The sequence below is a fragment of the Streptosporangium sp. NPDC050284 genome (assembly GCF_044459525.1).
Taxonomy (GTDB): Bacteria; Actinomycetota; Actinomycetes; order Streptosporangiales; family Streptosporangiaceae; genus Streptosporangium.
The window spans coordinates 372,467-392,524 of sequence record NZ_JBITIZ010000003.1; the positions used below are offsets into that span (position 1 = coordinate 372,467).

General features: G+C 65.9%; 16 protein-coding genes and 1 tRNA gene. All 17 read right to left on the reverse strand.

The features are described from left to right. Nucleotides 1–12: 12 nt before the first annotated feature. Nucleotides 13–321, reverse strand: a complete 309-nt coding sequence (rpsJ, locus tag ACIBH4_RS09295; protein WP_030912931.1) for a 30S ribosomal protein S10 — start codon at nucleotides 319–321, stop codon at nucleotides 13–15. A 331-nt stretch (nucleotides 322–652) separates the two neighbouring features. Next, nucleotides 653–1,846 (reverse strand): elongation factor Tu, encoded by a 1,194-nt coding sequence (gene tuf / locus ACIBH4_RS09300; protein WP_362503054.1) that lies wholly within the window; start codon nucleotides 1,844–1,846, stop codon nucleotides 653–655. 234 nt (nucleotides 1,847–2,080) lie between these two features. Beyond that, nucleotides 2,081–4,129 (reverse strand): elongation factor G, encoded by a 2,049-nt coding sequence (gene fusA / locus ACIBH4_RS09305; protein WP_399171874.1) that lies wholly within the window; start codon nucleotides 4,127–4,129, stop codon nucleotides 2,081–2,083. An 87-nt stretch (nucleotides 4,130–4,216) separates the two neighbouring features. Further along, nucleotides 4,217–4,687 carry a 30S ribosomal protein S7 gene (rpsG, locus tag ACIBH4_RS09310; RefSeq protein ID WP_350943262.1) on the reverse strand — a complete coding sequence of 157 codons (471 nt, stop codon included), beginning with the start codon at nucleotides 4,685–4,687 and terminating at the stop codon, nucleotides 4,217–4,219. A gap of 2 nt (nucleotides 4,688–4,689) precedes the next feature. Then, nucleotides 4,690–5,061 carry a 30S ribosomal protein S12 gene (rpsL, locus tag ACIBH4_RS09315; RefSeq protein ID WP_012887826.1) on the reverse strand — a complete coding sequence of 124 codons (372 nt, stop codon included), beginning with the start codon at nucleotides 5,059–5,061 and terminating at the stop codon, nucleotides 4,690–4,692. A 581-nt stretch (nucleotides 5,062–5,642) separates the two neighbouring features. Beyond that, on the reverse strand, nucleotides 5,643–9,530 hold the full coding sequence (locus ACIBH4_RS09320) for a DNA-directed RNA polymerase subunit beta' (RefSeq protein ID WP_362503061.1): 3,888 nt from the start codon (nucleotides 9,528–9,530) through the stop codon (nucleotides 5,643–5,645). Between the two features lie 27 nt (nucleotides 9,531–9,557). Next, complete coding sequence (gene rpoB / locus ACIBH4_RS09325) at nucleotides 9,558–13,025, reverse strand: DNA-directed RNA polymerase subunit beta (RefSeq protein ID WP_362503064.1); 3,468 nt, start codon at nucleotides 13,023–13,025, stop codon at nucleotides 9,558–9,560. A gap of 443 nt (nucleotides 13,026–13,468) precedes the next feature. Continuing rightward, nucleotides 13,469–13,993, reverse strand: a complete 525-nt coding sequence (locus ACIBH4_RS09330; protein WP_362503067.1) for a hypothetical protein — start codon at nucleotides 13,991–13,993, stop codon at nucleotides 13,469–13,471. Then, on the reverse strand, nucleotides 13,990–14,448 hold the full coding sequence (locus tag ACIBH4_RS09335) for a hypothetical protein (RefSeq protein ID WP_362503070.1): 459 nt from the start codon (nucleotides 14,446–14,448) through the stop codon (nucleotides 13,990–13,992). Before ACIBH4_RS09335 ends, ACIBH4_RS09330 begins: the two co-directional genes overlap by 4 nt. Nucleotides 14,449–14,875: 427 nt before the next feature. Continuing rightward, nucleotides 14,876–15,262 carry a 50S ribosomal protein L7/L12 gene (rplL, locus tag ACIBH4_RS09340; protein WP_350943257.1) on the reverse strand — a complete coding sequence of 129 codons (387 nt, stop codon included), beginning with the start codon at nucleotides 15,260–15,262 and terminating at the stop codon, nucleotides 14,876–14,878. An 84-nt stretch (nucleotides 15,263–15,346) separates the two neighbouring features. Then, on the reverse strand, nucleotides 15,347–15,871 hold the full coding sequence (rplJ, locus tag ACIBH4_RS09345) for a 50S ribosomal protein L10 (protein WP_350943256.1): 525 nt from the start codon (nucleotides 15,869–15,871) through the stop codon (nucleotides 15,347–15,349). A 309-nt stretch (nucleotides 15,872–16,180) separates the two neighbouring features. Beyond that, the gene (locus ACIBH4_RS09350; RefSeq protein ID WP_350943255.1) at nucleotides 16,181–17,011 is read right to left on the reverse strand and encodes an LppX_LprAFG lipoprotein; all 831 of its coding nucleotides are present in this window, start codon (nucleotides 17,009–17,011) and stop codon (nucleotides 16,181–16,183) included. Nucleotides 17,012–17,156: 145 nt separating this feature from the next. Further along, nucleotides 17,157–17,870: a 50S ribosomal protein L1 gene (rplA, locus tag ACIBH4_RS09355; RefSeq protein WP_362503077.1), complete on the reverse strand. Its 714-nt coding sequence runs from the start codon at nucleotides 17,868–17,870 to the stop codon at nucleotides 17,157–17,159. Between the two features lie 176 nt (nucleotides 17,871–18,046). After that, nucleotides 18,047–18,478 (reverse strand): 50S ribosomal protein L11, encoded by a 432-nt coding sequence (gene rplK / locus ACIBH4_RS09360; protein WP_326819881.1) that lies wholly within the window; start codon nucleotides 18,476–18,478, stop codon nucleotides 18,047–18,049. Nucleotides 18,479–18,626: 148 nt separating this feature from the next. Next, nucleotides 18,627–19,415: a transcription termination/antitermination protein NusG gene (gene nusG, locus ACIBH4_RS09365; protein ID WP_362503082.1), complete on the reverse strand. Its 789-nt coding sequence runs from the start codon at nucleotides 19,413–19,415 to the stop codon at nucleotides 18,627–18,629. A gap of 72 nt (nucleotides 19,416–19,487) precedes the next feature. Further along, nucleotides 19,488–19,736: a preprotein translocase subunit SecE gene (gene secE / locus ACIBH4_RS09370; RefSeq protein ID WP_362503085.1), complete on the reverse strand. Its 249-nt coding sequence runs from the start codon at nucleotides 19,734–19,736 to the stop codon at nucleotides 19,488–19,490. Nucleotides 19,737–19,811: 75 nt separating this feature from the next. Then, nucleotides 19,812–19,884 (reverse strand) — tRNA-Trp (locus ACIBH4_RS09375). Nucleotides 19,885–20,058: the final 174 nt, after the last annotated feature.

The following is a 20,058-nucleotide window of genomic DNA, read 5'->3' on the forward strand; positions in this document are numbered from 1 at the left end:
CAGTGCGTTCCCTCAGAGCTTGATCGAGATGTCAACGCCGGCGGGAAGGTCGAGTCGCATGAGCGAGTCGACCGTCTTCGGCGTCGGGTCGATGATGTCAATCAGCCGCTTGTGCGTGCGCATCTCAAAGTGCTCGCGGCTGTCCTTGTACTTGTGCGGCGAGCGGATGACGCAGTACACGTTCTTCTCGGTCGGCAGCGGCACCGGGCCCGCGACCTTGGCGCCAGTCCTTGTCACCGTCTCGACGATCTTCTTGGCCGAGACGTCGATGACCTCGTGGTCATAGGCCTTGAGCCGAATGCGGATCTTCTGTCCCGCCATAATGGCCTCGGTGTCCTTCACTGTCGTCTGAAAAAGTTACGTGCGGCCTGTTGCCGCTGTGTCATGGCCGGCCCGTCTGGACGGTCCCGCCACGTCGTGCCGGAGCACGTCTCGCCCTGGGGCGGCGTCTCCGCACATGCCCCACGTAGCAGACGCTGTGAGTCCGCGCTTTCTTCCGTGATCTGGCAGTGAGTTCGGTCATCCTTCGGCCGAACCAACTGCGAGATCACGGTTCGTGGGGTCCTGCCGGGGTTCGCGCCCTGCGACGCGGTCCCCTCGTGGTGAGGCGGTCGGCCCTGTCTCGAGGGCCGACCGCCACTCCGCGATCGTACTACTTGATGATCTTGGTCACTCGACCCGCACCGACGGTGCGGCCACCCTCACGGATGGCGAACTTGAGACCGTCCTCCATCGCGATGGGCTGGATCAGCGCGACGCTCATCTCCGTGTTGTCGCCGGGCATGACCATCTCGGTGCCCTCGGGGAGGTTCACCACGCCGGTCACGTCGGTCGTACGGAAGTAGAACTGCGGGCGGTAGTTGTTGAAGAACGGGGTGTGGCGGCCGCCCTCGTCCTTGCTCAGGATGTAGACCTGGGCCTCGAACTCGGTGTGCGGGGTGGTCGTGCCCGGCTTGATGATGCACTGGCCGCGCTCGACGTCCTCGCGCTTGATGCCGCGCAGGAGCAGACCGACGTTGTCGCCCGCCTGGCCCTCGTCGAGGAGCTTGCGGAACATCTCGACACCGGTGACCGTGGTGGTGGTCTTGGTCTCCTTGATGCCGATGATGTCGACGGTCTCGTTGACCTTGACGATACCGCGCTCGATACGGCCGGTGACGACCGTACCGCGACCGGTGATCGAGAAGACGTCCTCGATCGGCATGAGGAACGGCTTCTCGGTCTCACGAGTCGGCTCGGGGACGTTCTCGTCCACGGCGGTCATGAGCTCGATGATCGAGTCGCCCCACTTGGTGTCGCCCTCAAGCGCCTTCAGCGCCGAGACGCGGACGACCGGCAGGTCGTCGCCGGGGAACTCCTGAGCCGAGAGAAGCTCGCGGACCTCGAGCTCGACGAGCTCCAGGATCTCCTCGTCGTCCACCATGTCGGACTTGTTGAGGGCGACGACGATGTAGGGGACGCCGACCTGGCGGGCCAGGAGGACGTGCTCCTTCGTCTGCGGCATCGGACCGTCGGTGGCGGCGACCACGAGGATCGCGCCGTCCATCTGAGCCGCACCGGTGATCATGTTCTTCACGTAGTCGGCGTGACCGGGGCAGTCCACGTGGGCATAGTGGCGCTTCTCGGTCTGGTACTCGACGTGCGCGATGGAGATCGTGATACCACGAGCCTTCTCCTCGGGCGCCTTGTCGATCTTGTCGAACGGGGTCGCCTCGTTGAGGTTCGGGAAACGCTCGTGGAGCACCTTGGTGATCGCCGCGGTCAGAGTGGTCTTGCCGTGGTCGATGTGCCCAATGGTGCCGATGTTTACGTGCGGCTTGGTCCGCTCGAACTTGGCCTTGGCCACTGCTCTCTCCTTAGAGATTCTGACGTGACTTGCGTCTTCATATTCGGGATTGGGGAGGCCGGTCCCTCTCGGAACCGGCCGGCGAGAAAGCTCTCGCCCCGCACCCCTCCGGTGGCGGGGTGACGATCTCCTCGCCACCCGCACCCGGAACAGCGCTGGGGCCTGCTCGCCCCGCACCCCTCCGGTGGCGGGGTGACGATCTCCTCGTTACCCGCACCCGGAATGGTGCTGGACTTACTCGCCCCGCACCTTCGCGACGATCTCCTTGGCGATGTGCGCGGGCACTTCGGCGTAGGAGTCGAATTGCATGCTGTAGCTCGCGCGTCCCTGCGTCTTGCTACGGAGGTCTCCCACGTAGCCGAACATCTCAGAGAGCGGCACGAGCGCCTTGATGATCCGGGCGCCGGAGCGCTCGTCCATCGCCTGGATCTGCCCGCGGCGACCGTTGAGGTCACCGATGACATCACCCATGTAGTCCTCGGGCGTGGTGACCTCAACGGCCATCATCGGCTCCAGGATTACGGCGTCCGCCTTGCGCGCGGCCTCCTTGAAGGCCATCGAGCCAGCGATCTTGAAGGCCATTTCGGACGAGTCCACCTCGTGGTAGGCACCGTCCTGCAGGGTGACCTTGACCCCGACCATGGGGTATCCGGCGAGAACACCGAACTCGGCCGCCTCCTGGGCGCCCGCGTCGACCGAGGGGATGTACTCCCTCGGGATGCGGCCACCGGAGACCTTGTTCGAGAACTCGTAACCGTCGTTGCCCTCGCCCAGCGGCTCAATGTCGATGATGACCTTGGCGAACTGGCCGGAACCACCGGTCTGCTTCTTGTGGACGTAGTCGACCTTCTCCACCTTGCGGCGGATGGTCTCCCGGTAGGCCACCTGAGGCCGGCCGATGTTGGCCTCGACCTTGAACTCGCGGCGCATCCGGTCGACGAGGATCTCCAGGTGGAGTTCGCCCATGCCCCAGATGACCGTCTGCCCGGTCTCGTCGTCACGACGGACCTGGAAGGACGGGTCCTCCTCGGCCAGACGCTGGATCGCGGTGCCCAGCTTCTCCTGGTCACCCTTGGTCTTGGGCTCGATGGCGACGCTGATGACCGGCGCCGGGAAGTTCATCGACTCCAGGACCACGGGGTGAGCCGGGTCCGACAGGGTGTCACCGGTGGTGGTGTCCTTCAGACCCATCACGGCGACGATCTGACCGGCCACGGCCGACGCGCGCTCTTCGCGCTTGTTGGCGTGCATCTGGTAGATCTTGCCGATCCGCTCCTTGCGGCCCTTCACCGAGTTGATCACGGCGGTGCCGGTCTCGAGCGTGCCCGAGTAGATGCGGATGTAGGTGAGACGGCCCAGGTGCTGGTCGCTCATGATCTTGAAGGCGAGCGCGGAGAACGGCTCGCTCACGTCGGCGTGACGCTCGATGACCTCGTCTTCCTTGCCGACCGCGTGACCCTTGAAGGCCGGGATGTCGATCGGGGCGGGAAGGTAGGCGACGATCGCGTCGAGCAGGGGCTGAATGCCCTTGTTCTTGAACGCGGTGCCGGTCAGGACCGGGTTGATGGCGCTGGCCAGCGTCGCGCGGCGAATGGCCGCGACCAGCTGCTCCTCGGTGGGCTCGACGCCCTCCAAGAAGAGCTCCATGAGCTCGTCGTCGTTCTCGGCGACCGTCTCGACCAGCTTGTCACGCCACTCGCGGGCAGCCTCGGAGTACTCCTCCGGGATGTCCACGGTCTCGTACATCTCGCCCTTGGCCGTCTCGGTGCCCCAGTACAGGCCCTTCATCCTGACCAGGTCGATGACGCCCTTGAAGTCGGCCTCGACGCCCCAGGGAAGCTGAAGCACCGCGGGGGTCGCGTTCAAGCGGCTGATCATCATGTCGACGCAGCGGTGGAACTCCGCGCCGACCCGGTCCAGCTTGTTGACGAAGCAGATCCGGGGCACTTCGTAGCGGTCGGCCTGACGCCAGACCGTCTCGGACTGCGGCTCGACACCGGCGACGCCGTCGAACACGGCGACGGCACCGTCGAGGACGCGGAGCGAGCGCTCCACCTCGATCGTGAAGTCCACGTGGCCCGGCGTGTCGATGATGTTGATCGTGTGGCCGAGCCATTCGCAGGTCGTGGCAGCGGAGGTGATGGTGATACCACGCTCCTGCTCCTGCTCCATCCAGTCCATCGTGGCTGCGCCCTCGTGGACCTCACCGATCTTGTAGTTGATACCGGTGTAGAACAGGATGCGTTCGGTCGTCGTGGTCTTGCCCGCGTCGATGTGGGCCATGATCCCGATGTTACGGACCTTGGCCAGGTCAAGAGCGGTCGTGGTGGCCACTTCTCTCGCGTCCTCGTCGTCTCGTCGAACCCGCTGTTACCAGCGGTAGTGGGCGAAGGCCTTGTTGGACTCGGCCATCTTGTGGGTGTCCTCGCGCTTCTTGACGCTTGCGCCGAGGCCGTTGCTTGCGTCGAGCAGTTCGTTCATGAGGCGCTCGGTCATGGTCTTCTCGCGGCGGGCGCGGGAGTACTGCACCAGCCAGCGCAGGGCCAGGGTGGTGCTGCGCGTCGCGCGCACCTCGACCGGGACCTGGTAGGTCGCGCCACCGACACGGCGGCTGCGGACCTCAAGGGTGGGCTTGACGTTGTCCAGCGCGCGCTTCAGGGTGACGACCGGGTCGTTGCCGGTCTTCTCCTTGGCGCCTTCGAGGGCGCCGTACACGATGGACTGGGCGATGGATCGCTTGCCGTCCAGGAGCACCTTGTTGATGAGCGCGGTGACCAGGGGCGAGTTGTGAACCGGGTCAGCCATGAGCTGACGACGGCCAGGAGAACCCTTGCGAGGCATTCTTACTTCTCCTTCTTCGCGCCGTAACGGCTACGGGCCTGCTTGCGGTTACGGACACCCTGGGTGTCGAGCGAGCCGCGGATGATCTTGTAGCGAACACCCGGCAGGTCCTTCACACGACCACCACGGACGAGCACGATGGAGTGCTCCTGGAGGTTGTGGCCGACACCGGGGATGTAGGCCGTGACCTCGATGCCGTTGGTGAGCCGGACACGCGCGACCTTGCGGAGGGCGGAGTTCGGCTTCTTCGGGGTCGTGGTGTAAACGCGCATGCAGGTGCCGCGTCGCTGAGGGCTGGCCTTGAGCGCCGGAGTCTTGGTCTTTGTGACCTTGTCCTGGCGGCCCTTGCGGACCAGCTGCTGAATCGTGGGCACCGCGTCTCCGTTCGTGCTAGCCGGTAATTCGAATGTGGTGCATTTTGCAGGTGCTGCCGGTGTCATGACCTGCGGTTCTTTCATCCCCTCCGACCCACGCGGTCGGGCGTGTCGCGTAAGTTTCGCGCCACATCCCGGTTAAGGCCGGTCCGGTGGAGGAGGCCACACGGCGCCTCTGCCGCCCCCTCATCGGGAACCTGGCGACGCGCACGCATGAAGACCCATGAAGACATGGGCACGAAGGGAAAGACTACCCAGCCCAACGCAACACGTCAAAACGGCTGCACTCACCAGGCGTCGGCGTTCGTGTCATGACTCCCGCGATCGGTTTCCGACCGACCGCTTCCGGGTCCGTGTCGAGTTTACCCGGCGCGGAGCACTTCTCCGGCCGTTCTCCGCATTAACGTGTGGCTTTCACCGCAACATTCCGGTCAAGAAAGGTCCACATCCCCAACTATCGGGTCGGCGGGCAGGAAAGGCGACGGTACCGGAGGGAAAGCGACGGCGCCCGGCCCCCTTTCGGGGACCGGGCGCCGTCTGCGACCACTCTGCCGTCAGCGACCGCTCAGCGGTCGTGCCGTTCAGCGGTTGTACTGACCGAAGTCGTACTCCTCCAGCGGCACGGCCTCGCCGGAGCCCGAACCGAAGGTGTAGTCGGCCGCGGAGCCGTCGTAGCCTCCGACGGTGTACATGGCGGCCTTCGCCTCCTCGGTGGGCTCGACCCGGATGTTGCGGTACTGGGGCATGCCCGTACCGGCCGGGATGAGCTTTCCGATGATGACGTTCTCCTTGAGACCGAGCAGCGAGTCCGACTTGGCGTGGATCGCCGCGTCGGTGAGCACTCGGGTCGTCTCCTGGAAGGACGCCGCGGACAGCCAGGACTCGGTGGCGAGCGAGGCCTTGGTGATGCCCATCAGCACCGGACGTCCGGAGGCCGGCGTGCCGCCCTCCGCCACGCACTCGCGGTTGATCCGCTCGAAGCGCGGCCGCTCGACGAGCTCACCGGGCAGCATGTCGGCGTCGCCGGACTCCAGCACGTTCACGCGCTTGAGCATCTGCCGCACGATGATCTCGATGTGCTTGTCGTGGATCGACACACCCTGCGAGCGGTAGACCTGCTGGACCTCCGCCACAAGGTGCAACTGCACGGCCCGGGGGCCGAGGATGCGCAGCACCTCGTTGGGGTTGACCGCACCCGCGATCAGCTGCTGGCCGACCGTGACGCGCTGCCCGTCGGAGACGAGCATGCGCGACCGCATCGACACGGGGTACGCGACCTCCTCGGAACCATCGTCCGGGACGATCACGATCTTCCGGGTCTTGTCGGTCTCGTCGATGCGGACCCGGCCCTCGGCCTCGCTGATCGGGGCGACACCCTTGGGGACGCGCGCCTCGAAGAGCTCCTGCACACGGGGCAGACCGTGGGTGATGTCGGCGCCCGCCACACCACCGGTGTGGAAGGTCCGCATCGTCAGCTGGGTGCCGGGCTCGCCGATCGACTGGGCGGCGATGATGCCGACCGCCTCGCCGACGTCCACGAGCTTGCCGGTCGCGAGCGAACGGCCGTAGCAGGTGGCACAGACACCGATCTTGGCCTCGCAGACGAGGGCGCTGCGGGTCCTGACGGTCTCCACCCCGGCCTCGACCAGCGCGGTGACGTGGATGTCGTTGATGTCGACACCCATCGGCGCGATGATCTTGCCGTCCACCTCCACGTCCTCGGCGAGGATGCGGCCGTGCACGTTGCTCTCGGCGTTCTCCGCCTTGACCAGGTTGCCCTGGGCGTCGCGGTCGGCCACGTGCAGCGGGACGCCACGGTCGGTGCCGCAGTCGATCTCGCGGACGATGACGTCCTGCGCGACGTCCACCAGACGACGGGTCAGGTAACCCGAGTCGGCGGTCCGCAGCGCGGTGTCCGCCAGACCCTTCCGCTGACCGTGGGTGGAGATGAAGTACTCCAGCACCGACAGACCCTCGCGGAACGAGGCCTTGATCGGACGCGGGATCGTCTCGCCCTTGGTGTTGGACACCAGGCCACGGATGCCGGAGATCTGCCGGACCTGCATCAGGTTTCCTCGGGCGCCCGACTGGACCATCATCCAGACCGGGTTGGTCTTCGGGAACGCCTTCTGCATGTCGTCGGTCACGTCACTGGTCGCGTGCGTCCAGATCTCGATGAGCTCCTGACGACGCTCCTCGTCCGTGATCAGACCGCGCTCGTACTCACGCTGGACCTTGTCGGCCCTGCGCTCGTACGTCTCCATGATCTCGGCCTTGTTCGGCGGCGCGATGACGTCCTCGATGGAGATCGTCACACCGGCCCTGGTCGCCCAGTAGAAACCGGCGTCCTTGAGGGCGTCGAGCGCCGCGGCGACCTCGACCTTGGGGTACTTCTCGGCGAGCTCGTTCACGATGACCGAGAGCTGCTTCTTGCCGACCTGCGAGTTCACGTACGGGTAGTTCGCCGGCAGGGTCTGGTTGAACAGGCAACGGCCCAGGGTGGTCTCCAGGCGGTAGCTGTCACCCGCCTCCCAGCCCTCGGGAGCGGACCAGCCGCGGGGCGGCGGGACGTCTCCCTTCATCCGGATCTGGATCAGCGACTGGATGTCCAGCTCGCGGCGGTCGAAGGCCATGAGCGCCTCCGACACCGAGCCGAAGACCCGGCCCCTGCCGACACCGTTCTCGTCCTCGTCCTTGAGCGTGGTCAGCGAGTAAAGACCGATGATCATGTCCTGGGTGGGCATGGTCACGGGCTTGCCGTCGGCCGGCTTGAGGATGTTGTTCGTCGACAGCATCAGGATGCGGGCCTCGGCCTGCGCCTCGGCCGACAGCGGCAGGTGCACGGCCATCTGGTCACCGTCGAAGTCCGCGTTGAACGCGGTGCAGACGAGCGGGTGGATCTGGATGGCCTTGCCCTCGACCAGCTGCGGCTCGAAGGCCTGGATGCCCAGGCGGTGCAGGGTCGGCGCACGGTTGAGCAGCACGGGGTGCTCGGTGATGACCTCTTCGAGGACGTCCCACACGACCGGCCGGGCACGCTCGACCATCCGCTTGGCCGACTTGATGTTCTGCGCGTGGTTCAGGTCGACCAGACGCTTCATCACGAACGGCTTGAAGAGCTCCAGGGCCATCTGCTTGGGCAGACCGCACTGGTGCAGCTTCAGCTGCGGGCCGACGACGATGACCGAACGGCCGGAGTAGTCGACTCGCTTGCCCAGCAGGTTCTGGCGGAACCGGCCCTGCTTGCCCTTCAGCATGTCGCTGAGGGACTTCAGGGGGCGGTTGCCGGGACCGGTGACCGGGCGGCCACGGCGGCCGTTGTCGAACAGCGCGTCGACGGCCTCCTGGAGCATCCGCTTCTCGTTGTTCACGATGATCTCGGGGGCGCCGAGGTCGAGAAGTCGCTTGAGGCGGTTGTTCCGGTTGATCACCCGGCGGTACAGGTCGTTCAGGTCCGAGGTCGCGAACCGGCCACCGTCGAGCTGCACCATCGGGCGCAGGTCCGGCGGGATGACCGGGATGCAGTCGAGGACCATCCCGTTGGGCGAGTTGCGGGTGTTCAGGAACGCCGACACGACCTTGAGACGCTTGAGCGCGCGGGCCTTCTTCTGGCCCTTGCCGCTGCGGATCGTCTCGCGCAGGTTCTCGGCCTCAAGAGCGAGGTCGAAGTTGGTCAGGCGCTCCTGGATCGCCTGGGCGCCCATGCCGCCGCGGAAGTAGCGGCCGAAACGGTCGCGCATCTCGCGGTAGAGCAGCTCGTCGCCCTCAAGGTCCTGGACCTTGAGGTTCTTGAAGCGGCTCCAGACCTCGTCCAGCCGGTCCAGCTCGCGCTGGGCCCGGTCGCGCAGCTGCCGCATCTCACGCTCGGCGCCCTCCCGGACCTTGCGGCGCTGGTCGCCCTTGGCGCCCGCGGCCTCAAGCTCGGCCAGGTCGCTCTCCAGCTTGCGCTGGCGAGCCTCGATGTCGGCGTCACGACGCTGCTCGATGTGCTGCCGCTCGACGGAGATCTTCGCCTCCAGCGACGGCAGGTCACGCTCGCGCATTTCCTTGTCGACGTGCGTGATCATGTAGGCCGCGAAGTAGATGACCTTCTCAAGGTCCTTCGGGGCCAGGTCGAGCAGGTATCCCAGACGGGAGGGGACACCCTTGAAGTACCAGATGTGCGTGACGGGCGCGGCCAGCTCGATGTGGCCCATCCGCTCACGACGCACCTTGGCGCGGGTCACCTCGACGCCACAGCGCTCACAGATGATGCCCTTGAAGCGGACGCGCTTGTACTTACCGCAGTAGCACTCCCAGTCGCGAGTCGGACCGAAGATCTTCTCGCAGAAGAGTCCGTCCTTCTCGGGCTTGAGCGTCCGGTAGTTGATGGTCTCCGGCTTCTTCACCTCACCGTGCGACCACTGGCGGATGTCGTCGGCGGTCGCGAGGCCGATCCGAAGCTCGTCGAAGAAGTTGACGTCGAGCACTATGTAATCCCCTCCTCAGCTTCTAGATCAGACCTCTTCGACACTGCTCGGCTCACGCCGGGACAGGTCGATGCCGAGCTCTTCCGCGGCGCGGAAGACGTCCTCGTCGGTGTCGCGCATCTCGATGGACATGCCGTCGCTGGAGAGCACCTCGACGTTCAGGCACAGCGACTGCATTTCCTTGATGAGCACCTTGAACGACTCCGGGATGCCCGGCTCGGGAATGTTCTCGCCCTTGACGATCGCCTCGTAGACCTTCACGCGGCCGAGGACGTCGTCGGACTTGATGGTGAGCAGCTCCTGCAGGGCGTAGGCGGCGCCGTACGCCTCCAGCGCCCAGACCTCCATCTCACCGAAGCGCTGGCCACCGAACTGGGCCTTACCGCCGAGCGGCTGCTGGGTGATCATGGAGTACGGGCCGGTCGAACGAGCGTGGATCTTGTCGTCGACCAGGTGGAGCAGCTTCAGGATGTAGATGTAACCGACCGAGATCGGGTGCGGGAACGGCTCCCCGGAACGGCCGTCGAACAGCTGGGCCTTTCCGTTCGCGCCGACCATGCGCCCGCCGTCCCTGTTGACCAGGGTGTTGTCGAGCAGACCGATGATCTCTTCCTCGTTGGCACCGTCGAACACCGGCGTGGCCATGTTGGTGTGCGGCTCGACCTCGGCGAAGCCCTTGTCGCGCAGCCGCTCGGCCCAGGCCTCCTGGATGCCGCTGATGTCCCACCCTCTGGCCGCGATCCACCCGAGGTGGGTCTCCAGGACCTGGCCGACGTTCATTCGGCCGGGCACGCCCAGGGGGTTGAGGATGATGTCGACGGCCGTGCCGTCCTCAAGGAACGGCATGTCCTCGACCGGGAGGATCTTGGAGATGACGCCCTTGTTGCCGTGACGGCCGGCCAGCTTGTCACCGTCGGTGATCTTACGCTTCTGGGCCACGTAGACGCGGACCAGCTCGTTGACGCCGGGGGGGAGCTCGTCGCCCTCCTCGCGGCTGAACACGCGCACCCCGATGACCTTGCCCTGCTCGCCGTGCGGCACCTTCAGTGAGGTGTCACGGACCTCGCGGGCCTTCTCACCGAAGATCGCGCGCAGCAGGCGCTCCTCGGGGGTCAGCTCGGTCTCGCCCTTGGGCGTGACCTTTCCGACGAGGATGTCGCCGGGGACGACCTCGGCGCCGATGCGGATGATGCCGCGCTCGTCGAGGTCGGCCAGGACCTCCTCGGAGACGTTCGGGATGTCCCGGGTGATCTCCTCGGGGCCCAGCTTGGTGTCACGGGCGTCGACCTCGTGCTCCTCGATGTGGATCGAGGACAGGACGTCGTCCTGCACCAGACGCTGGGAGAGGATGATCGCGTCCTCGTAGTTGTGGCCCTCCCACGGCATGAACGCCACGAGGAGGTTCTTGCCCAGGGCCATCTCGCCCTCGTCGGTGCAGGGACCGTCGGCGACGACCTGGTTCACCTCGATCCGGTCGCCTTCGGCGACGATCGGCTTCTGGTTGAAGCAGGTGCCCTGGTTGGAGCGCTTGAACTTGGCGACCCGGTAGGTCGTACGGGTGCCGTCGTCGTTCATCACCGTGACGTAGTCGGCGGAGACCTCCTCGACCACGCCCGCCTTGTCGGCGGTGATGACGTCGCCGGCGTCGGTCGCGGCACGGTATTCCATGCCGGTGCCGACCAGCGGCGCCTCGCTCTTGAGCAGCGGCACCGACTGGCGCTGCATGTTGGAGCCCATGAGCGCACGGTTGGCGTCGTCGTGCTCCAGGAACGGGATCATCGCGGTCGCCACGGACACCATCTGGCGTGCCGAGACGTCCATGTAGTCGACCTCGGTGGCGCGCAGGGATTCGAACTCCCCGCCCTTCCTGCGGACGAGCACGCGCGACTCGAGGAACGTTCCGTCGGAACCGATGGGCGTGTTCGCCTGGGCGATGACGTGCCGGTCCTCCTCGTCCGCGGTCAGGTAGTCGACCTGGTCGGTGACCCGGCCGTCGACGACCTTGCGGTAGGGGGTCTCGACGAACCCGAAGGAGTTGACCCGGCCGAAGGAGGCCAGCGAGCCGATCAGACCGATGTTCGGTCCTTCCGGCGTCTCGATCGGGCACATGCGACCGTAGTGCGACGGGTGAACGTCACGGACCTCGAAACCGGCCCGCTCACGGGACAGACCACCGGGGCCCAGCGCGGACAGACGACGCTTGTGCGTCAGTCCGGCGAGGGGGTTGGTCTGGTCCATGAACTGGGACAGCTGGGAGGTGCCGAAGAACTCCTTGATCGACGCCACGACCGGGCGAATGTTGATCAGGGTCTGCGGCGTGATCGCCTCGACGTCCTGGGTCGTCATCCGCTCGCGGACGACGCGCTCCATGCGGGCCAGGCCCAGGCGGACCTGGTTCTGGATGAGCTCGCCCACCGTACGGAGACGGCGGTTGCCGAAGTGGTCGATGTCGTCGGTCTCGACGACGATCGAACCGTTCGCGCCGGGCATCTCCGTCTCGCCGGCGTGGAGCCGGACGATGTATTCGATGGTGGCGACGATGTCGTCTTCGGCGAGCGTGCCCTGGGTGATCTCGCTGTCGACCCCGAGCTTCTTGTTGATCTTGTATCGGCCGACCTTGGCGAGGTCGTAGCGCTTGGAGTTGAAGTACAGGTTCTCCAGCAGCGTCTGCGCCGACTCCTTGGTCGGGGGCTCGCCCGGGCGCAGCTTGCGGTAGATGTCGAGCAGAGCGTCGTCCTGGCCGGCCGTGTGGTCCTTCTCCAGGGTCGCGCGCATCGACTCGTACTGACCGAAACGCTCAAGGATCTGGTCGCTGGTCCAGCCGAGCGCCTTGAGCAGCACGGTGACGGCCTGCTTGCGCTTGCGGTCGATGCGGACACCGACGCTGTCGCGCTTGTCGATCTCGAACTCAAGCCAGGCGCCCCGCGACGGGATCACCTTGCATCCATAGAGGTCCTTGTCCGAGGTCTTGTCGACACTGCGGTCGAAGTAGACGCCCGGGGACCGGACCAGCTGGGAGACGACGACACGCTCGGTGCCGTTGATGATGAATGTACCCTTACCGGTCATGAGCGGGAAGTCGCCCATGAACACGGTCTGGCTCTTGATCTCACCAGTGGTGTTATTGATGAACTCCGCCGTGACGAACATCGGGGCGGAGTAGGTCATGTCCTTGTCTTTGCACTCATCGACTGAGTACTTGGGCGGCTCGAACCGGTGATCGCGGAACGACAGGGACATGGTCCCGGAGAAGTCCTCGATAGGACTGATCTCCTCAAAGATCTCTTCGAGGCCCGACTGGGCCGGAACGTCCTTGCGCCCGGCCTGGCGAGCCGCCTCGACCCGCCCCTTCCACTTCTCGTTGCCGAGCAACCAGTCGAAGGACTCGGTCTGAAGAGCGAGAAGGTCAGGAACTTCTAGCGGCTCCTGAATTCGTGCGAAAGACACACGACGGGGACCGGCGGGTACGGCGGAGGCGTTGCGCGAGGCTGCCAACAGATGTCCTTCCGAGGGCTCGCGGCGGACTGACTACACGCACGCCAGACGACCATGCATCAGAGCACCAAAAGAAGCGGGTCGTCAAAGGGCAGCGCAAAGGGGCAGTGTAGCCGAACGGCATACACCTGTCCACTTCAGTCTCACTGCAAGCTCCACGTTGGTCGCAGCATCGCCCGTCAGAGCCGAAACGTCAAGCCCGGGAGCCGACATTTCGGCCGGGAAACAGCCGAGACCCTGGGAGTTTTCCCACCGGGTGACCTGCGTACACCACCACAGCGGAGACAATGCCCGACCTGGTGTGGCTGACGCTGAGTCACGCGGCGGATCGAACACCAGCCGAGGGATCGACCGACGATCGACGCTGCCATGGCCGGTGTACCCAACAGCCAACCCAACCCAAACCGAGGCTTTGCTAACAATTAAATAAAGCGACGCGCCGATCAAGGGGGCGGAGGGTCTCCGAGCAGGGTGGAGAGCTCCGAGACCAGCCACCGGGAATCCTTTTTGATCATGATGAATCTGGCCCGGTTCTGGCTGACGACGCGGCGGGGCTCCTTCTCCCCCTCGGGAGTCTTGACCGTGCTCATGCTCATGAAGAGCAGCACCTCGACCCGGCCGGAACCTCCCGACTCCACCGACTCGACCCCGGCCCCGGTCACCGTGGCCTGCTGCACCGTCTTCTGTCTCCTGGCCTGTGGAGCGATGCTCCTGGCCAGCTGCCGGTAGTGCAGGCTGAGCGCCCCGACGGTGTATTCGCTCGCTCTTGCGAAATCCTGTTCGATCGTACGATAGTCATACGACAGCATGTCGGGGGCGACAGAACGGGCCGCGGCGAGCGCCTCCCGGCCCGCCGTCTCGTCCGCGCGCAGCCGGCTCAGGTCGGTGAACATGATCCAGACGGCCGCCGCGAGCGCGAGCGCGACGGCGACCATGAGCCCGATCGCCAGCCGGGAGGCACGTCTCACAGCACCAGCTCCGCCTTGGACACGAGCCACGATCCCCCGACCTTGGTCACTTCCATGTTCCACCGGTAGAACCGCTCCTGCGGGGCGTCCTTGCTCCCGTCCCGCCGGATCACCGCGTCGCCCACCACCATCACCTGGGCCGTGCTCCCCTTCAACGAGACCAGCCCCGAGGCCCGCAGCGCACCCGTCTGGAGGATCTTGTCCTTCACCGTGCTCCTCTTGAGCTCCGCGGCGGTCCTGGCGTACTCGGCCCTGGCCACGCCCGTGGAGGTGTCGAGGATGCGCCCGATGTCCTCGTCGACGCTCCTGTAGCCGACGGAGAGCAGATGCACGGCGTGGGCCCCCGCCGCCCTCAGCGCGGCCTGCCGGTCGTCAGCGGCCGTCTGGGCGTCGCGCAGGGCGGCACCGATCCAGAACGCGGCGGCGAGCAACGCCACGATCAAAACCCCCAGCATCGGCCCCACGATCCTGAGAGGGCGACGGTAGCGGCGTGAGCGACGGGAACGAGTGGCGTGCACTGCCATGCGTTCTCTCCCATCGCACGGTCTGCGGAACGCGGGCCGGCGAGCGCGACCGCTTCACCGCGCCGGACGGTACGCTCCCCGATCGCCGGATCATAACCCGCCGCGCAGATCCGCATAACGGCCTTCGCCCACATGCCCCGGGCCATTTCGCCCGCCCCTGCACCCCGTCCCCGGAACGACGAGGCGTCCGGCCCGGTGCGGGTGGTCCTCCCCCGCCGCCGACGCGCATCTCGGCCGACCGCTTCCCGCCCCTCTCACCCGGATGCGAACTCACCCGCGTACGGGTCGCAGGAGGGCGGAAACACGAAAAGAGCGGGCCACCGGCACCAGGTGGACCCGCTCTTTTCGATGAAACGAACTACTTGACGGTCACCGAAGCGCCGGCGCCCTCAAGGGCGGCCTTGGCCTTCTCGGCCTGCTCCTTGTTGACCTTGCCGTCGAAGACGGACTTGGGAGCGCCGTCAACGAGGTCCTTGGCCTCCTTGAGGCCCAGGCTCGTCAGGGCGCGGATCTCCTTGATGACCTGGATCTTCTTGTCGCCGGCGGCCTCGAGGACGACCTCGAACTCGTCCTGCTCCTCGACCTCTTCGACAGCGGCCGCACCGGGGGCGGCGGCGGCGACGGCGACGGGGGCAGCGGCCTTGACGTCGAAGGTCTCCTCGAAGAGCTTCACGAAGTCGGACAGCTCAAGAAGAGTCATCTCCTTGAAAGCGTCGAGCAGCTCGTCGGTGCTGAGCTTCGCCATGATGGTTCCTCCATACGGATCTGAACTACTAAAGAAAGTCGGGACCGCGGTTTGCGTTAATCCCCTGTGACCGCCTGCGCGGACCTACTCGCCGGCGCCTTCGCGCTTGGCGCGCAGGGCCTCGGCCAGCTGAGCCATGTTGGTGGGCAGCGCATTGAAGACGGCGGCCGCGTGGCCCTGCTTCGCCTTCAGGGCACCGGCCAGCTTCGCGAGGAGAACCTCACGCGACTCAAGGTCGGCAAGCTTGCTGATCTCGTCCGGCGTCATCGACCTGCCGTCGACGACACCGCCCTTGATGACCAGGAGGGGATTGGCCTTGGCGAAGTCACGCAGACTCTTGGCAGCCTCGACCACGTCGCCGTTGACGAACGCGATCGCCGACGGACCCGCGAGCAGGTCGTTGAGCTGGTTGAACCCGGCCTCAGTGGCCGCGATCTTGGTCAGCGTGTTCTTCACCACGGCGAACTTCGCATTCTCACCGAGAGAAACGCGCAGCTGCTTGAGCTGGGCGACGGTGAGACCGCGGTATTCGGTCAGAACGGCAGCATTGGAGCCGTCGAAGCTGCTCTTCAGCTCAGCGACAGCCGTTGCCTTTTCTGCCTTCGCCATGGGCCTCCTTCCAGATGTGCCGCCGGGGCAAGGGCCCAGAAAAGCGAACAAGCCCCGGCGCAGGCGCACGGGGCTCACATAAGGAGGTTAGTCCAGATGAAAACTCACATCACAACCTACGCGGGCCGTCCACTGACGTGGATCCTTAAGCCATCAGGTCATGCGACCTGACGACGACCGGCGGTCTTCGGCGTTGACAGCTTACGCGCTGACGCCACGAATGCCAACTCGGCGCCACCTCAGCGCGGTAAGCCGGAAAAAACTCGCGCCCCCGGCCGATCGGCCGGGGGCGCGGATTTCCGGGAAACGTCAGTTTCCGCCGCGGTGCTCGGGCAGGTCACCCACCTGGTCGGCGGGCGGGGCCGTGATCTCCACGGGCTCGTTGAACCCCTTGAAGAGCGCCGTCAGGTTGAACGACGCGTCCTTCTCGGAGCCGCTGAGCGTGACCTTACGGGGCAGGCTCTGGGCGTCGGCCCAGAGGTCGAACTTCACGTCCTTGGCCTGCGAGAGCTGCTCCTGAAGCTTCTCACGCTTGGCCGGGTCGATCAGCTGGGCGGCCTCGGCGACCGGGAATGTGCCGCTGTAGTGGGTCGTGTCGACCCCACCGACCGTCTCGGTGCCGACCGCCTTGACGTCCTTGGACGCGGTCAGCAGCTTCACGGTGCCCGCCAGGTCGAACTGCTGCGCCTGGTCCATGAACTTCCTGATCTCGGACTGCCCCTTGGCGTCGAGCTCGCTGAGCGACACCTTGGTCCACGGCTTGCTGGTGCCGGCGACCCTGTTGATGAGCTCGGACTTCACGTAGACCGTGTCACCCGACAGGATGGCCCGCGCCCCGCCCGGCACGTTCTGTCCGCCAAAGGTGATCGTGTCGAGCCTGATGTCCGTCGCCAGCTGGGGCTTGCTCTGGTAGAGCATGCTGCCCTGGACCTTGCCCGCCCCCTTCTCGCCACCGGTGGCGTCGAGAACCACGTCCGCGGAGTAGGAGGTGACCTCCTCGGCCTTCTGAGCACTCTGCTGCACCGCGTCCGCCGCGGCGAGTTTGACGTTTCCGAGGGAGCCGGTGCCCTGCGCACCGCATCCCGCGACCGCGATGAGCGCGGCCGCTCCCAGTGCGACTGTGGGAGCCAATCGGCGCATTTTCGTCTCCACCCTTTCGTTCCCCCGGTGATCCATGACAACGACACTACGCGTCGGCAAAGCCGGGCGCGTCGTCCGGGAGAACGAAGAAAGGCCTCAACCGAATGGCCATTCGGTTGAGGCCTTCCTCAGAAGACGTCTGCTATCAGGCGTCGAGCTCGGCGGTCAGCGCCCGCGTCTGGCTGGGGTCGACCTGGATGCCAGGGCCCATCGACGTGGAGAAGACGACCTTCTTGACGTAGCGTCCCTTCGCCGCGGACGGCTTGAGACGCAGCACCTCTTCGAGGGCGGCGGCGTAGTTCTCGATGAGCTGGCGCTCGCCGAAGGACACCTTGCCGATGATGAAGTGCAGGTTCGCGTGCCGGTCGACACGGAACTCGATCTTGCCGCCCTTGATGTCGGTGACGGCCTTGCCGACGGCCGGGGTCACGGTGCCGGTCTTGGGGTTCGGCATCAGGCCACGGGGGCCGAGCACGCGGCCCAGACGACCGACCTTGCCCATGAGGTCCGGGGTGGCGACGACGGCGTCGAAGTCGAGGCGGCCCTTGGCGACCTCGTCGATCAGCTCGTCGGCACCGACGATGTCGGCGCCCGCGGCGCGGGCCTCCTCGGCACGGTCACCGGTCGCGAAGACCAGGACCCGGGCGGTCTTGCCGGTGCCGTGCGGGAGGTTGACGGTGCCGCGGACCATCTGGTCGGCCTTGCGAGGGTCGACGCCCAGCCGCAGGGCCACCTCGACGGTGGCGTCGAACTTGGCGACGTTGGTGTCCTTGGCCAGCTTGGCCGCCTGCGCCGGGGTGTACAGGGTCTCGCGGTCGACCTGCGCCGCCGCGGCGCGGAATCCCTTGCTGCGCTTCATGTGATCACTCCTGTGGATCCGAGTGTTCGTGGTGCGGGCCAGCGCCTGACCCCTCCACTTACTACGAAATTTTCCTGCCGGACGTCGCTCGTGCTCCGCCCGTTGTCCGGCCCCTCGACGGTCGCGCGGATCATGCTCCCGCGCTCGTGCCCGCAGGGCCCGGTCAGCCGTTTCGGCTAGTCGGCGATCGTGATGCCCATCGACCGGGCGGTGCCGGCGATGATCTTCTCGGCCGCCGCGATGTCGTTGGCGTTGAGGTCCTGCATCTTGGTCTCGGCGATCTGGCGCAGCTGCTCCTTGGTGAGCTTGCCCACCTTGTCCTTCTGCGGGACGGCCGAACCCTTGGCGACACCGGCGGCCTTCTTGATCAGCTCAGGCGCCGGGGGCGTCTTCGTGATGAAGGTGAAGGTGCGGTCCTCGTAGATGGTGATCTCAACGGGGATGATGTTGCCGCGCTGGGCCTCGGTGGCAGCGTTGTACTGCTTCACGAAGTCCATGATGTTGACGCCGTGCGGACCGAGGGCGGTACCGACCGGCGGCGCGGGCGTGGCCTGGCCAGCGGGGAGCTGGACCTTGACCAGGGCGGCGAGTTTCTTCTTAGGAGGCATGCTTCTCTCCGGGTCCTTGCTTCTCTGAACGATGTCCCTGCTGGCCCCGCGCAGGCGGGACCCACTCCGGCGGCTGGATTTCGACCGGAGTGAAGAAGGAACCATCCCCGCGACCGCGGGGCAGACTGGTGAAGTCTACGCGACCGGTTTAGATTTTCGAGACCTGGTTGAACGAGAGCTCGACCGGAGTCTCACGGCCGAAGATCGACACGAGCACCTTGAGCTTCTGCGACTCGGCGCTGATCTCGCTCACCGTGGCGGGCAGCGTGGCGAACGGGCCGTCCATGACGGTGACGGACTCGCCGATCTCGAAGTCGACCGTCGCGGCGGAGGCCTTCGCGGTGGACTTCTTCACCTCTTCCGAGGGCTCCGGCGCGAGCAGCTTGGCGACCTCTTCGAGGCTCAGCGGGCTCGGCTTGTTGGAGAGGCCCACGAAACCGGTCACACCGGGGGTGTTACGCACCGCGGACCAGGACTCGTCGGTGAGCTCCATCCGGACCAGGACGTATCCGGGCAGCACCCGCTCCTTGACCAGCTGGCGCTTGCCGCTCTTGATCTCGGTCACGTGGTGGGTGGGCACCTCGACCTGGAAGATGTAGTCCTCCATGTTGAGGGACTGCGTGCGGGTCTCGATGTTCGACTTCACGCGGTTCTCGTAACCGGCGTAGGAGTGGATGACGTACCACTCGCCGAACAGGCTCCGCAGGTGCCGCTTGAACTCCTCGACCGGGTCGACGTCGGGAAGGACGTCACCGTCCTCGTCGACGACGCCGGCCGGGGCCTGCTCGGCCTCGCCCTCGGCGTCGGTGTCGGTCTCGGCGTCGACATCCTGCCCGTCGGACTCGTCAAGCGAATCCTCGGTGACGTCGACGGCCTTCTCCAGCTCGTCCTCGCGCTCTTCGCGGGACTCGCCGGCCGACTGTGCAGACTCGGACACGGTGCTCTTTCTCTTTTCGTCGATGGCTTGTGGAGTCGTCGGCGAGGCTGTCCGCCCGCCGGAGACCGCGACTCAGGCTCCGCCGAAGATTCTCAGCACGCCCTCGGTGAACAGCGCGTCCAAAGCCGACACGATCCCGACCATGATCAGAACGAAGATCAGGACGATGATGGTGTACGAAATAAGGTCTTTGCGCGTAGGCCAGATGACCTTACGCAGCTCGGCGACTACCTGCCGGTAGAAAAGGGCGGGAGAAGTGCGCTTGGTCTTCTTCTCACCGCTCGGCTTGTCTGCGGTTTCGCCGCGCGTGTCGATCGCCACAGTCCTCACCTGAATCCATCGAGTCCAACGCACATAAGCGGCGCGCTGGACGCCTGATGCGCGGACCGCTCCTAGCAGGGCACGAGGGACTCGAACCCCCAACCGCCGGTTTTGGAGACCGGTGCGCTACCAATTGCGCTAGTGCCCTAAGACATGAACCACCATACATCGGTTGGACCGAAGTTTGTCCGTGGCTCACGGTCTTGACCGCCGGTTCACGCATACGGCGGAAAGACCATGCCGGAGTCTACGGGTGAATGGCCACCACGTCGAACCGGCGGACGATCGTCCAGCTCAGAGGCTGCCGCCGGTGCTCAGGCGG